This window comes from Devosia psychrophila (assembly GCF_000971275.1).
Lineage (GTDB): Bacteria > Pseudomonadota > Alphaproteobacteria > Rhizobiales > Devosiaceae > Devosia > Devosia psychrophila.
Genome location: NZ_LAPV01000086.1, coordinates 89,109 through 100,724, shown reverse-complemented (window position 1 = coordinate 100,724; position 11,616 = coordinate 89,109). Strand labels below are relative to the sequence as shown.

The following is an 11,616-nucleotide window of genomic DNA, read 5'->3' as shown; positions in this document are numbered from 1 at the left end:
GCAAGATCCAGTACAACTACGACCGCGCGATCTACAAGCAGCGCAACGTCATCGAGCGCATGTTCTGCCGCTTCAAAGACTGGCGACGCATTGCCACCCGCTTCGACCGCAATGTCCGAAACTTCATGGGCGCCGTCAGCCTCGCCGCAGCCGTTATCTGGTGGCTGTAATGAGTCCGGACCCTAGTACCGGATCGCCACATAGGCGCCCATGAACAACAGGCCGGTCACGAAGGCCCAACCGAAGGCAACGACTGCCGATAACAGTGCGGAGGTCATCGAGAGGGTGCCGTCATCTTCATGCTGCCAGCCCAATTGCAGCATGATGTAGGGACCGCAGACAAAGCTCATGCCCAGGTTGCCCATCGAGGACACCACTGTCTTACCGTCATAACGCAACATCGCCTGCTGCCGTGCGAGCCACTGATAGAGATGAGTGCCGGCCCCCGCGATGCACAGCCCGACGCCGATCAGGAAGGCCGCAAGTAGAAGTTCCTTGGTCATGCGTCCGTCCCCGTCGTCCGCCACGCTGCGCGCAGATATTAACCCTTCATTAAGCATATGGACTGCCTCATGGGCTGTCACCTCCCCTCGATGAATCTGGTTAATGCTGGATATGGGCTCACATTCAGCGCCGACGCGGCCCACCCCGGCTCGGCCATCGCTACTCTACAACCTTGCTTGCATTGCGGTTTTCGTTTTGCTGCTGGCCGTTGGAGCGGCTTATCTCATCGATGAACTGGGCCGCGCTGAGAGCGTTCCGGTGCCGACTCTGGCTGATTCTAACCCGGTTTTTCAGACCATTTCGGGCCGTGAACTCGCCATTCCACGCTCATGGTTCCGCTATGGCGAGCAGATTCGCGGCGGTTTCACCGACCAGATCGACCTCCGCATCATGATTTTGCCCGATGGCGCGCAACACGCCGTCTCCATGGACGTCACTCTGCTGCCGCCCAGCCGCGCCCGCAGCAGCGCCACCTTGCTTGACCGCGTCTATCTGCACCAGTTCGCCGGCGAAACTCTCCGGGGCGTCCCTGGCCTCGTCGGCAAGCCAATGCAGCCCCAGGACGGTTATGCCGGCGAAAACGTCTGGTACGACGCCCTCTCGCCCAACCCCTTCGTGGCCAAATGCCAGCAGCCGGTCGCGGGCCGCGCCGCCGCGCAATGCGTCCGTACCGCCTACCTCCCAAGCGGCATCGCCGCCATCTACACCTTCGACGTCGCCCTGCTCCAATCGTGGCGCCAGATCGACCCCAAAATCCAACTCTGGCTGGAGCCGATTGGGGCTTGGTGACTGTAGGTAGGGACTGGCTCGATCTTGATCCGGGCCAAACCACCCCCACCCTCAATCCCTCCCCACAGGGGGAGGGAGACGATGAACACAGGCGACTGAACCAGCACCCCCTCCCCTGAATGGGGAGGGAATGAGGATGGGGTGACGGGAGCCACAGGGGCTCGCCAATGAACACCGCCCGCTATCAGAGGAGGCCAGGTCGTAGTGCTATCGACGACTCTTCCAGCCGATCCACAAACAAAAATCCCCGCTTTCGCGGGGACAACTTGTTCAATGAAATCAGCCTTAGCTGATGTCTTCGAGATCGATATCCAGGATCGACATGTTGAAGATATACGACTTGTCGCCATCTTCGTCGTCCGCGTGGATCAGGCCAATCGACTCATCGCCGATGAACACTTCCACGGAATCGTTGAGCTTGACGCGCGGGCGCACGTCGATGTTTTTGTTACCGAATTTCTGTTGCAGGAACTTCTGCAGTTTGATGATTTCGGGCTGCTTCATGTCAATGTCCTGCTGATTTGCGTTAGCCGGCAATCTAGTCACAAGCTCAACGCGCACAACCCCAAACGGTGCCATTTTAGCGGTGACAACCACTCTGGGCGGGTTGCGACTGCATCGGAGTACCCCCACCTGACCTCCCCCTGATAAAGGGAGGAATCCGCGCGGCGTATTGGGCAAGATCGAAGAACGAACTGGATCTGTCCCTCCCTCTATCAGGAGGAGGCTAGGTGGGGGTACCCCCTAACGAGAACCCATCCTCACTCAGCCGGTGAAGCTAAATCATACACCAACACCATCTGGTCCATAACCAACGCCGGCTGGGCACAGCCCGCCTCGCCAATCACCTTGGCCGGCACGCCCGCCACAGTCACGCGCGGCGGCACTTCCTTCAGCACGACCGAGCCGGCGCCAATGCGCGAGCATTCGCCTATGATGATATTGCCCAACACCTTAGCGCCCGCGCCGATCAGCACGCCATTGCCGATCTTGGGATGGCGGTCCTGATCCGACTTGCCGGTACCGCCCAGCGTCACATTCTGCAGCATCGAAACATTATCGCCCACCACGGCCGTCTCGCCGATGACGAGCCCCGTGCCATGATCAAGCATGATGCCCTTGCCGATCACCACGGCCGGGTTGATGTCCACCTGGAACACCTGGCTAGACCGGCTCTGTAGATACAGCGCAAAGTCGCGCCGCCCGGCCTTCAGCATGGCATGGGCAAAGCGATGTGTCTGGATCGCCTGATAGCCCTTGAAATACAGCAACGGCTCGACAGCCCGGTGGCAGGCAGGATCACGCTCCAGCGTTGCCGCCAGATCGACCCGCGCATTGATGCCTATCTCGGGGGCATCCAGCAGCGTCTCGGCAAAAGCCTGGCGGATCAGGTCGGCCGACACGTCGTCATGATCGAGGCGCGCCGCCAAGCGATGCGCCAGCGCCAGTTCAAACGTGTCGTGATTGAGAATCGCCGAGACGGCCATATTGGCCAGCGACGACTCGTTCGCCACGATCTGCCTGGCCCCGGCGCGCACAGCTTCCCATACGGGATCGACTGTCTTGATTCCCGCTGCTGTCTTGGCGTTAGCTTCCATGGCGCGTCTCCGCTTCATCGATAGATACCGATATAAGCCATCTGGTGCTCCAAAACAAAGCCCGGACATGGCATTTGGTTCACGATTTCCGTTGTCAGGCAAAAGTCTTGCCCAAGAACTGCAGCGCCGCGGTCTTGAAAGCCTTGTCTCCCGTCGCCCGCATATGGTCGCGCTTGGGAATGACGAAGGCCTCCCCCTGCGGCAGCAACTCGGCCAGCGGCTCGGGCGAACCCGCCATTTCGTCGGCCTCGCCCACCGCCACCAGCACCGGCACACTGATCCGCCGCACGTCAGCCCGCGCCATCGGCTGCCGCGACGTTTCCATGCAGGCTGCCAGCGCTTCGCGGTCCGCGCCGGTATGGTCGGCAAAAATCCGGAACTGCCGCGCCGTCGGATGGATCAATTCTGCCAGTGACGGCGCCCGCAATCCCGAGATGATGTCATTGCCATCGCTGAGCCCGTTGATCAGGTTCATCCCCATGCCGCCAAAGATTGCGCAGGCCACCCGTTCTTCATGCTCGAACGCCAGGAACGCACTTATCCGCGCGCCCATGGAATAGCCTAGAATAGCCGCGCGCTCGATTCCCAGATGATCCAGCAGCGCCACTGCGTCATTGGCCATGTCATGCGGATAGTAGCGCTCGGGGTCATAGGGCTTGTCGGAATTACCATGCCCGCGATTGTCCAGCGTGATGGCGCGATAGCCGGCCCCGGTCAGAGTCTCGACCCAGCCGGTGTCGATCCAGTTGACCTTGCCGCTCGAGGCAAAGCCATGGATGCAAAGCACCGGCAATCCCTCGCCTGCCGACTCATAAGCCAGCCTCAAACCGTCGGAGACAAACTGGGGCAATGCTGCAATCCTGCTACTGAAATGCGACCTCAACGTTAGCATAATGCTAACCCAAAGCGGTCCGATGCGACCCTTTGGCGAATAGGGTGTGAACCCTTTCTTTCGCCCCGTCCTTGGCATATGGTCCGGCCAAATCAAACAGGTTTATCGTCATGGCACACGGCACAACGCCCCATTTCCATAACACCGAGGGGCTTCGCCAGATCGAGGTCGGCTCCAAGGAATTTCAGTGCGTCGGCGCCCTGCCCCCATTTGACCACCCCCATATCTATCTCGACATGGGCAAGGACAGCGAAATCGTTTGTCCCTATTGTTCAACGCATTACATGTTCAATTCACGTCTTGCCGAAGGCTCGGCCAACCCCGTATCAGCCATCTTCCAGGCCGCCTGAGTTCGGCCCATGACGGGCACGTTCTACGTCGCCGGCGCCGGAGTCTCCGGGCTGACGCTGGCTTTGGCTTTGGCAAAATTCGGCGCGACGGTGGTGGTCCTCGAGCGCAGCGCCACCATTTCCGAATTCGGCGCCGGCTTGCAAATCAGCCCTAACGCCCGGAAAATACTGAACAATCTCGGCCTCGACGAAGCGCTCACCGCCCGCAGCCTCGAGCCCGCCGGCATCGACATCTACCCCTACCGCGCGCCCAAGCCATTGGTCACAATGGAGCTAGGCGCCACCATGCGGCACGCCTTTGGCGCCCCCTACGCAGTGATGCACCGGGCCGACCTGGCCGACGTCCTCTACAAGGCCTGCCGCCGCTTCGCTAACATCGACATCCTGTTCGACGTCCGCAGTTGGGACGTCGTCTCCCATGCCCGCGGCGTCACCGTTTCCATCGACGAAGCCAACGGCCAGAGCCGCACTGGCCGCGGCTTGGCCTTCATCGGTGCTGATGGCGTCCACTCCCAAACCCGCGTCAAACTGCTCGACGGCTCGGCGGCCCAATACGGAAATCGTGTGGCCTGGCGGGCACTTGTGCCGTTTGATTCAGTCGCCGGACAAATTGCGCTCGATAAGGTTTCGGTCCTGTTCGGTCCCAACTATCACATTGTCTGCTACCCCCTACCGCATCGCCGCCAAGTCAATCTCGCGCTGTTCGCCCAGGTGAAACAGAGCAGCAGTAAACTCGGTAATCGACCAAAATTGCCCAAGTCCTTCCGCCCCAGCCCTCGCGTCGACGTGCTGCTGACCGCAGCCGGAAACACCTGGACACCCTGGCCGCTCTACACCGTCCGAACCCCCAATTGGCACGCCGGAAACATCGGTATTCTGGGCGACGCCGCCCACGCGATGGTTCCATTCCAGGCCCAGGGCGCAGCCATGGGCATCGAGGATGCTGGTGTCCTGGCCCCCTTGCTGATTAGCGAAACCAGCGCCGAAATCGCCTTCGAAAAATACCAGCAAGCGCGCCAGAAACGCGTCGCCCGTGTCGCCGGTATCTCCGCCGCAAATGGCCGAATTTTCCATATGAGCTGGCCTTTTAACATGGCCCGCGACTTAGGCATCCGCCTGCAAGGTAGCCGCGGCCATCTGCGCCGCCTGGCCTGGCTTTACAGCCACGAAGTCCAGTCTGCACCGAGCGCGAAAGAGCCACAGTGACGCAGCGCCGATGGAACTTTGCTAGCCCCTTCGGCCTTGCGTTAAAAGCCTCGGCTGTGTCAACTGCGCGACACGCCGAGGCCCGCCGATTCAAAGAAGGTTAGCGCAAACCAGTATGCAATCAGCGACCCGCTCACGCCTGACCCTCACCTGCATTCTGGTGACGATCCTGCTGGATATGATCGGTGTCGGCATCATCGTGCCGGTTTTGCCCGAGCTGCTGGAAGACCTGACTGGCGACAGCGTCGGCAACGCGGCCGTGATCGGTGGCTACCTGGTCTTCGCTTACGCCTTCATGCAGTTCGTTTTTTCACCCGTGTTGGGCAACCTGTCCGATCGCTACGGCCGCCGCCCCATCCTCCTAGCCTCCCTGCTCGGCCTCACCTTCGACTACCTGATGATGTCGATCGCGCCCTTCGTCTGGTACCTGTTCATCGGCCGCATCATCGCCGGTATCGCCGGAGCCGCGCTGGCCACCGCCACCGCCTATATGGCCGATATCACCCCTCCCCATAAGCGCACGCACCGCTTCGGCCTGATCGGCGCCGCGTTCGGCCTGGGCTTCATTATCGGTCCCGTCATCGGCGGCGAACTCGGCGAGCTGGGGCCCCGCGTTCCGTTTTTTGCCGCAGCCGCGCTTGCCTTCGCCAATTTCCTGTTTGGTTTGTTGGTGCTGCCCGAAAGCCTGCCCAAGACGTCGCGCCGCAAGTTCGACATCCGCCGCGCCAACCCTTTCGGCGCCGTCGCCGCCCTGCGCAAATATCCGGCGGTGGTCTGGCTGCTCGCGGTGCTGTTCTTCCTGCAACTGGCGACGCAGGCGCTGCCGACCATTTTCAGCTATTTCACGGTGGAGGTATTCAACTTCACCTCCTCTTCTATTGGCCGCACGCTGGGCGCTTTCGGAGTCGGTTTCGCCTTTAGCCAGGCGGTGCTAGCCGCGCCCCTTTCCAAGGGAATCGGGGAGCCAGCAGTGGGCATCTTCGGCTTGCTGGCAGCGGCGACAGCCTTTGCCGGCATTGCCTTCTCAGCCGATGTTTACCAGCTTTACCTGTTCATCGCCGTCGGCACTGTGAGCGGCCTCGCCCCTCCCGCCATCAATGGCGTGCTATCGCGGCAGGTACCTGATAACAGCCAAGGCGAATTGCAAGGCGCCGTCAACGCTGCCAGTTCTTTGGCGACAATCATCGGCCCGCTGGCCGCCACGCAGATTTTTTCTTATTATACCAGCGCTCCGGACTCTGAACATTACTTCCCAGGTGCGCCATTCGTCGCCTGCTGCATCGCGGTGGTCGTCTCGTTGATCGTCTTCGGCTTTGCTGCCTGGCGGTTCGAGCTCGGTCGCCGGCCCAGCGTCGCAAACCACCCGCACGTGCCCGAAACCCCACAGCCCGGACAATTGCGCGTCGCGCCGATCGAAGATGACCCAGACAATAATCCGCCCCGCCGCTGAGGCTGACGTTCCGGCCGTTCTAGCCATCGTCGCCCCAATCCTGGCGGCTGGTGAGACCTACGCCGTTGCCAATGATCTCGATGCCGCAGGCTTGAAAGCCTACTGGTTCAGCCTAGCGCACGAGGTCTATGTAGCCGAGCAGGATGACATTATCCTCGGCACCTATTATCTGATGGCAAACCAGCAAGGCGACGGTGCCCACGTCGCCAATTGCGGCTACATGACCGCCCCTGCCGCCCAAGGAAAAGGCATCGCCCGCGCCATGTGCGAACACTCGCTGGTCCGCGCCAGGGAACGCGGTTTTCGCGCCATGCAGTTCAACCACGTCGTCTCGACCAATACCCGCGCCGTCGCCCTTTGGCGGCGCCTCGGCTTCGACATCATCGGCACCCTGCCCCGGGCCTTCAACCACCCGGCCCACGGCTATGTGGACAGCTATGTGATGTTCCGATCGCTAGTCTGAACTCCTGAAAACAAAAAAGCCCCGCCGAAGCGGGGCTTTCAACTTCTCGAGGGCTTTACTTGCCCAGCGTGCTCGGCCAGGTGCCGTGCAAATCTGCGCCGCGGCCGACGATCTCGAAGCCATGGGCGCCAAAGAAGTCGCGCTGGCCCTGGGTCAGGTTCGCCGTGCCCTGGGCCTGGCGGTAGCTGTCGAAATAGCTCAGCGCAGCCGACAGGCAGATCATCGGAAATTCGCCCTGTGCCGCCGCGGCCACCACCTTGCGCAGCGACGGATGGCTATCCTTCATCAGCGTCACGAAGTCCGGCACCACCAGCAGGTTCACATTGCCGCCCTTGGCATAGGCCGAGGCCATCTGGTCGAGGAAACGCGAGCGGATAATGCAGCCGGCGCGCCAGATCTTGGCAATGGTTGCCAGTGGCAATGCCCAACCGTTCTCTTCCGACGCCTTGGCGATCACCGCAAAGCCCTGCGCATAGCTGACGATCTTGCCAGCCAGCAGCGCCTTCTCGAGGTCTGCCAGGGTCACGTCTGTCTTGGCGCGGTTCGGCTTGCCATAAATGGCCTCGGCCGCCACGCGCTCTTCCTTGCGCGATGAGATCGAACGAGCCGCAACGGCGCCTTCGATGGCGGTAGCCGGTACGCCCATCTGCTGTGCAGCGATGGCGGACCAGACGCCGGTGCCCTTCTGGCCGGCCTTGTCGAGTATCAGTTCGACCAGCGGCTTGCCGGTCTCGCCATCGACGGCGGCGAGCACATGACCGGTGATCTCAACCAGATAGGAATTGAGCGGACCCTTGTTCCACTCTTTGAAAACGTCGGCGCACTGGCTCGGGTTCATACCCAGCCCGTCGCGCATCACGCCATAGACCTCGGCGATCATCTGCATGTCGCCATATTCGATGCCGTTATGAATGGTCTTGACGAAGTGGCCAGCGCCGCCCTCGCCCAGATAGGCGCAGCAGCTCTCGCCGTTGAACTTGGCCGCGATTGCGGTCAGCACAGGCTCGGCATTGTGCCACTGTTCCTTGGAACCGCCGACCATGATCGACGGGCCGTGGCGCGCGCCTTCTTCACCGCCGGAAACACCGACGCCGAGATAGCCGATGCCCTTGGGCTTGAGATAGTCGAAGCGGCGCTGCGTATCGGTGAACAGCGAATTGCCGCATTCGATGATGGCGTCGCCCTGCTCCAGATGCGGCAGCAACTGCTCGATCATTTCATCAACCGGCTTGCCAGCCTTGACCATGATGATGATCGAGCGCGGGCGCTTGATGGTCAGGATGAAGTCGGCCAGGTCAGCCTTGGGGATCACCTTGCCGTCGAGACCCTGCTGCTTGGCAGTGACTACGAAGTCGTCGATTTTGGACGCGGTGCGGTTGTGGACGGCAATGGTGTAGCCTTTTTCGGCAATATTCAGGGCCAGATTTGAGCCCATCACCGCCAGGCCGATCAGGCCAATATCCGCTGTCGACATGCAAACGTCCTTCCGGGAACTTCTTCGTCCTGTCCATGCCCGTAGCGCATGGCTCGCGGCGGCGAACTGACCACAAACCGGCAACATACGGAAGTCGGATTCGGGGAAATTTTGGCCGAAATCACCCTCTTGTATGGCAGAACGTCTTGTCTCGGCAGGCTCAGCTGCATAGGGTCCGGGCAAAGCGGAGACCGCCCTTGCCTACCACCAACCTTTTCGACCTGACCGGCAAACGTGCCCTGATTACCGGATCCAGCCGCGGCCTCGGCCTTGCCATGGCAACCGCCCTCGCAAATGCCGGCGCCGCCGTGGTGCTCAACGCTCGCGATGGCGTGGCGCTGGGCGCCGCCGCGCATGATCTCGCCGCGACCGGCGCTACCGTCAACGCCGTCGCCTTCGACGTCACCAACCGCGACAGCATCAACGAGGCGGTGAACCATATCGAAGACGAGATCGGCCCGATCGACATTCTGGTCAACAATGCCGGGATGCAGTTCCGCTCCAGTCTCGAGGCCTTTCCGCCCGAAAAATTCGACCAGGTCATCGCCACCAACCTGACCTCGGTCTTCAACGTCAGCCAGCCCGTCGCCCGACACATGATTTCACGCGGCACCGGCAAGATCGTCAATATCTGCTCGCTGCTCTCCGAACTGTCTCGCCCCTCCGTCGCGCCCTATGCAGCGACCAAGGCGGCGGTGGCTAATATCACCCGCGGCATGGCGGTCGATTGGGCCAAACACGGCCTCAACGTCAACGGTATCGCACCCGGCTACTTCGCCACCGAACTCAACGACGCCCTGCTCAAGGACGACAAGTTCAACGCCTGGATCGAGAGCCGCACGCCGATGGGACGTTGGGGCCAACCAGAAGAGCTGGGCGGGGCCATAGTGTTTCTCGCCTCGGAGGCCTCCCGCTTCGTGAACGGGCACATTCTCTATGTCGACGGCGCCTTCACCGCGACGGTCTAGGAGCAGCCGATGCCCCTGACCCCATCCCGCATCATCATCGTCATGGGCGTCAGCTCATCCGGCAAATCCACGGTCGGTCAGTCCATCGCGCGCCGCCTGCACGTCGCTTTCCTTGATGGTGATGGCTACCACCCCGAGGCCAATGTCGAAAAGATGCGCGCCGGCATTCCGTTGACTGACGAGGACCGTTGGCCCTGGCTCGAGAAGCTTGCCACGGCGCTGCACGGGGCCGCAGAAAAGAAGGACGCCGCCGTTGGAGCTTGCTCTGCGCTAAAGTGTGCCTATCGGGAGTTCCTGGTCCAAAAGGCCGGCGAGCCGATACTCTTTGTCTATCTTCAGGGCAGCAAGGACGTCATCGCTGCTCGCATGGCAAAGCGGCAGCATGAATACATGCCGACCAGCCTGCTCAACAGCCAGTTCGCCACTTTGGAAGTGCCCGATCCGGAAATCGAAAATGTCCTTATACTGCCGGTGACCGACAGCGTCGAAAAACTCACCGTGGCGGTGGTCAAGAGCCTCGACCACCTCAAGAGCTTCAAGCGCTGGCAATAGGCTTGTCGAGCCACGCCTTCCCACGCGGCGACAGTCGATAGCCAACTGAAAGGCTCTCCGTCAGACCCAAAGCCTTGAGCCGGCGAACGTTGCTCTTGACCTTGGCGGGCGCCACTTCCAGTACCTTGGCAAGCTCCTGCGCCGAGTGGCCGGGTTGGCTGCCGATCAGCTCAAGCGTCCGTCGTACCCAAGGTGTTGTCCCGTCCATACGGGCCAGCGTCTGGGCAATGGTATCAGCTTCAGCCTCTGAAAGAACGGCGTTTTCACGCAACGCAGCGCGTGGATCTTCACCGAGGTAGCGCAGGCGAATGCGATACAGCGATCCCTCCCGGTTGCCCAGCATCGCGTCGAGATCGCTTCTCGCCTGAAAGCCTGCCCGCTTGAGATCCTCTGCAGTGACCGCATTCAGCGCCACGACATCCACGGCATCGATCGCCAGTACACCGGCGGCGGTGGTCAGCGTTCCGCCGGCTTTGGCCGCCGGTCGGACCCACCGGCGAAACGCCGTATCGAACCGTCCGGAGGCGACGGCCTCGAAGTCGTCTGCATTGATCAACATGGTCATAGTTCCGTTTCAATTTTTAATGCCGGCTTGCGCGAAAACCGCCCCTGCCCTTAGGCCGCCAAAACTGCCGCAGCGACAATAACCAGCGCGCCTGCCACCGACCATGCATCAAGCACAACGCCCCGCAGCACTACGTCGAACAAAAAAGCCCAGATTATGCCGGTATACTCATAGCCGGCCAGAAGAGATACGGGCGCCCGCGCCACAGCCTCGGTCATCAGGATTGGCGCTGCGAGTCGAAACATGAGCAATAGTCATATCGCCAGCCATAGCCGCCGAGTGAGGTGCTGTCACTCGGGGCGGGCGGTTTTGTCGCCCGCTTACCCCGTCAATATCTTAATCGGGTACCCCATTTGTGCGCGACAGGCTGGCGTTGTAGTAGCGGTCGTCGTCGGTGACCTCGGTGCCGACCCACGCCGGCAGTTCGACCGCCTGCTGTTCCGATGTCAGCTCGACCTCGGCGATTACCAGTCCTTCATGGCGCCCCTCGAACACGTCCACCTCCCAGGTCAGCCCGCCAAATGTCACCAGATGCCGGCGTTTTTCCAACACATGCGGTTGCGCCATGTCGAGCATCTCGCGCGCATCACCCATCGGAATATCGTACTCATATTCCGCCCGGGTCATGCCACTGGCCCTACCCTTAAGCGTCAGCGCCGCCCGCTCATCGTCCCAACTGCGCACCCGCACGGTCGCCTTGGCGTTAGACGACAGATAGCCCTGCCGCAGCAGGCTGCTGCTTTCGGCCAACGCCTTCCAGCCGTCGCCGGTGACCAGAAATTTGCGCTCGATTTCCTGTGCCAAG

16 protein-coding genes are annotated in these 11,616 nt (G+C 61.3%); 8 read left to right on the top strand and 8 right to left on the bottom strand.

What is annotated here, in order from left to right:
• On the top strand, nucleotides 1-170 hold a 170-nt coding region (locus tag WH91_RS23320; RefSeq protein WP_046170458.1), incomplete at its 5' end, for an IS5/IS1182 family transposase.
• 12 nt (nucleotides 171-182) lie between these two features.
• Here the strand turns inward: WH91_RS23320 and WH91_RS07985 are convergent.
• Nucleotides 183-503, bottom strand: a complete 321-nt coding sequence (locus WH91_RS07985; protein WP_046170457.1) for a DUF6949 family protein — start codon at nucleotides 501-503, stop codon at nucleotides 183-185.
• 196 nt (nucleotides 504-699) lie between these two features.
• On the opposite strand from WH91_RS07985, the gene WH91_RS07980 reads away from it, so the two are divergent.
• The gene (locus WH91_RS07980; RefSeq protein ID WP_074797447.1) at nucleotides 700-1,293 is read left to right on the top strand and encodes a hypothetical protein; all 594 of its coding nucleotides are present in this window, start codon (nucleotides 700-702) and stop codon (nucleotides 1,291-1,293) included.
• A 285-nt stretch (nucleotides 1,294-1,578) separates the two neighbouring features.
• On the opposite strand, the gene WH91_RS07975 is transcribed toward WH91_RS07980, so the two are convergent.
• The 3 genes from WH91_RS07975 to WH91_RS07965 all read right to left on the bottom strand — a co-directional run bounded on the left by WH91_RS07975 (nucleotide 1,579) and on the right by WH91_RS07965 (nucleotide 3,783).
• Complete coding sequence (locus WH91_RS07975) at nucleotides 1,579-1,797, bottom strand: DUF3126 family protein (RefSeq protein WP_046170455.1); 219 nt, start codon at nucleotides 1,795-1,797, stop codon at nucleotides 1,579-1,581.
• A gap of 257 nt (nucleotides 1,798-2,054) precedes the next feature.
• Nucleotides 2,055-2,891: a serine O-acetyltransferase gene (gene cysE, locus WH91_RS07970; RefSeq protein ID WP_074797445.1), complete on the bottom strand. Its 837-nt coding sequence runs from the start codon at nucleotides 2,889-2,891 to the stop codon at nucleotides 2,055-2,057.
• A 94-nt stretch (nucleotides 2,892-2,985) separates the two neighbouring features.
• Nucleotides 2,986-3,783, bottom strand: a complete 798-nt coding sequence (locus tag WH91_RS07965) for an alpha/beta fold hydrolase (protein WP_143078097.1) — start codon at nucleotides 3,781-3,783, stop codon at nucleotides 2,986-2,988.
• Nucleotides 3,784-3,893: 110 nt separating this feature from the next.
• Here WH91_RS07965 and WH91_RS07960 point away from each other — a divergent pair, with 110 nt between their 5' ends.
• From WH91_RS07960 to WH91_RS07945, 4 genes are all read left to right on the top strand, one after another.
• Complete coding sequence (locus tag WH91_RS07960; RefSeq protein ID WP_046170481.1) at nucleotides 3,894-4,133, top strand: zinc-finger domain-containing protein; 240 nt, start codon at nucleotides 3,894-3,896, stop codon at nucleotides 4,131-4,133.
• 9 nt (nucleotides 4,134-4,142) lie between these two features.
• Nucleotides 4,143-5,339 (top strand): FAD-dependent monooxygenase, encoded by a 1,197-nt coding sequence (locus WH91_RS07955; protein WP_046170453.1) that lies wholly within the window; start codon nucleotides 4,143-4,145, stop codon nucleotides 5,337-5,339.
• 115 nt (nucleotides 5,340-5,454) lie between these two features.
• Entirely contained in the window at nucleotides 5,455-6,789 is a 1,335-nt protein-coding gene (locus tag WH91_RS07950) for a TCR/Tet family MFS transporter (RefSeq protein ID WP_052952674.1), read from the top strand.
• Entirely contained in the window at nucleotides 6,758-7,252 is a 495-nt protein-coding gene (locus tag WH91_RS07945) for a GNAT family N-acetyltransferase (protein WP_046170452.1), read from the top strand. The genes WH91_RS07950 and WH91_RS07945 overlap by 32 nt, the downstream gene beginning before the upstream one ends.
• A gap of 55 nt (nucleotides 7,253-7,307) precedes the next feature.
• Here WH91_RS07945 and gndA read toward each other — a convergent pair whose 3' ends face one another.
• Entirely contained in the window at nucleotides 7,308-8,726 is a 1,419-nt protein-coding gene (gene gndA, locus WH91_RS07940) for an NADP-dependent phosphogluconate dehydrogenase (RefSeq protein ID WP_046170451.1), read from the bottom strand.
• 197 nt (nucleotides 8,727-8,923) lie between these two features.
• Between gndA and WH91_RS07935 the strand changes: the two genes are divergently transcribed.
• Both WH91_RS07935 and WH91_RS07930 read left to right on the top strand, forming a co-directional pair.
• Nucleotides 8,924-9,694 carry a glucose 1-dehydrogenase gene (locus WH91_RS07935; RefSeq protein WP_046170450.1) on the top strand — a complete coding sequence of 257 codons (771 nt, stop codon included), beginning with the start codon at nucleotides 8,924-8,926 and terminating at the stop codon, nucleotides 9,692-9,694.
• Nucleotides 9,695-9,703: 9 nt separating this feature from the next.
• On the top strand, nucleotides 9,704-10,246 hold the full coding sequence (locus WH91_RS07930) for a gluconokinase (RefSeq protein WP_046170449.1): 543 nt from the start codon (nucleotides 9,704-9,706) through the stop codon (nucleotides 10,244-10,246).
• On the opposite strand, the gene WH91_RS07925 is transcribed toward WH91_RS07930, so the two are convergent.
• The 3 genes from WH91_RS07925 to WH91_RS07915 form a co-directional block, all read right to left on the bottom strand.
• Nucleotides 10,230-10,805 (bottom strand): winged helix-turn-helix domain-containing protein, encoded by a 576-nt coding sequence (locus tag WH91_RS07925; protein WP_046170479.1) that lies wholly within the window; start codon nucleotides 10,803-10,805, stop codon nucleotides 10,230-10,232. The genes WH91_RS07930 and WH91_RS07925 overlap by 17 nt on opposite strands.
• Before the next feature lie 56 nt (nucleotides 10,806-10,861).
• Nucleotides 10,862-11,056 carry a hypothetical protein gene (locus WH91_RS07920; protein WP_046170448.1) on the bottom strand — a complete coding sequence of 65 codons (195 nt, stop codon included), beginning with the start codon at nucleotides 11,054-11,056 and terminating at the stop codon, nucleotides 10,862-10,864.
• 91 nt (nucleotides 11,057-11,147) lie between these two features.
• The gene (locus WH91_RS07915) at nucleotides 11,148-11,615 is read right to left on the bottom strand and encodes a CYTH domain-containing protein (RefSeq protein WP_046170447.1); all 468 of its coding nucleotides are present in this window, start codon (nucleotides 11,613-11,615) and stop codon (nucleotides 11,148-11,150) included.
• Nucleotide 11,616 lies beyond the last annotated feature (1 nt).

Bases quoted from the DNA above. Each gene is read 5' to 3' on its own strand.
- WH91_RS07985 (WP_046170457.1), bottom strand. From the start codon at position 503: ATGACCAAGGAACTTCTACTTGCGGCCTTCCTGATCGGCGTCGGGCTG.
- WH91_RS07975 (WP_046170455.1), bottom strand. From the start codon at position 1,797: ATGAAGCAGCCCGAAATCATCAAACTGCAGAAGTTCCTGCAACAGAAA.
- cysE (WP_074797445.1), bottom strand. From the start codon at position 2,891: ATGGAAGCTAACGCCAAGACAGCAGCGGGAATCAAGACAGTCGATCCC.
- WH91_RS07965 (WP_143078097.1), bottom strand. From the start codon at position 3,783: ATGCTAACGTTGAGGTCGCATTTCAGTAGCAGGATTGCAGCATTGCCC.
- WH91_RS07960 (WP_046170481.1), top strand. From the start codon at position 3,894: ATGGCACACGGCACAACGCCCCATTTCCATAACACCGAGGGGCTTCGC.
- WH91_RS07955 (WP_046170453.1), top strand. From the start codon at position 4,143: ATGACGGGCACGTTCTACGTCGCCGGCGCCGGAGTCTCCGGGCTGACG.
- WH91_RS07950 (WP_052952674.1), top strand. From the start codon at position 5,455: ATGCAATCAGCGACCCGCTCACGCCTGACCCTCACCTGCATTCTGGTG.
- WH91_RS07945 (WP_046170452.1), top strand. From the start codon at position 6,758: ATGACCCAGACAATAATCCGCCCCGCCGCTGAGGCTGACGTTCCGGCC.
- gndA (WP_046170451.1), bottom strand. From the start codon at position 8,726: ATGTCGACAGCGGATATTGGCCTGATCGGCCTGGCGGTGATGGGCTCA.
- WH91_RS07930 (WP_046170449.1), top strand. From the start codon at position 9,704: ATGCCCCTGACCCCATCCCGCATCATCATCGTCATGGGCGTCAGCTCA.
- WH91_RS07925 (WP_046170479.1), bottom strand. From the start codon at position 10,805: ATGTTGATCAATGCAGACGACTTCGAGGCCGTCGCCTCCGGACGGTTC.
- WH91_RS07920 (WP_046170448.1), bottom strand. From the start codon at position 11,056: ATGTTTCGACTCGCAGCGCCAATCCTGATGACCGAGGCTGTGGCGCGG.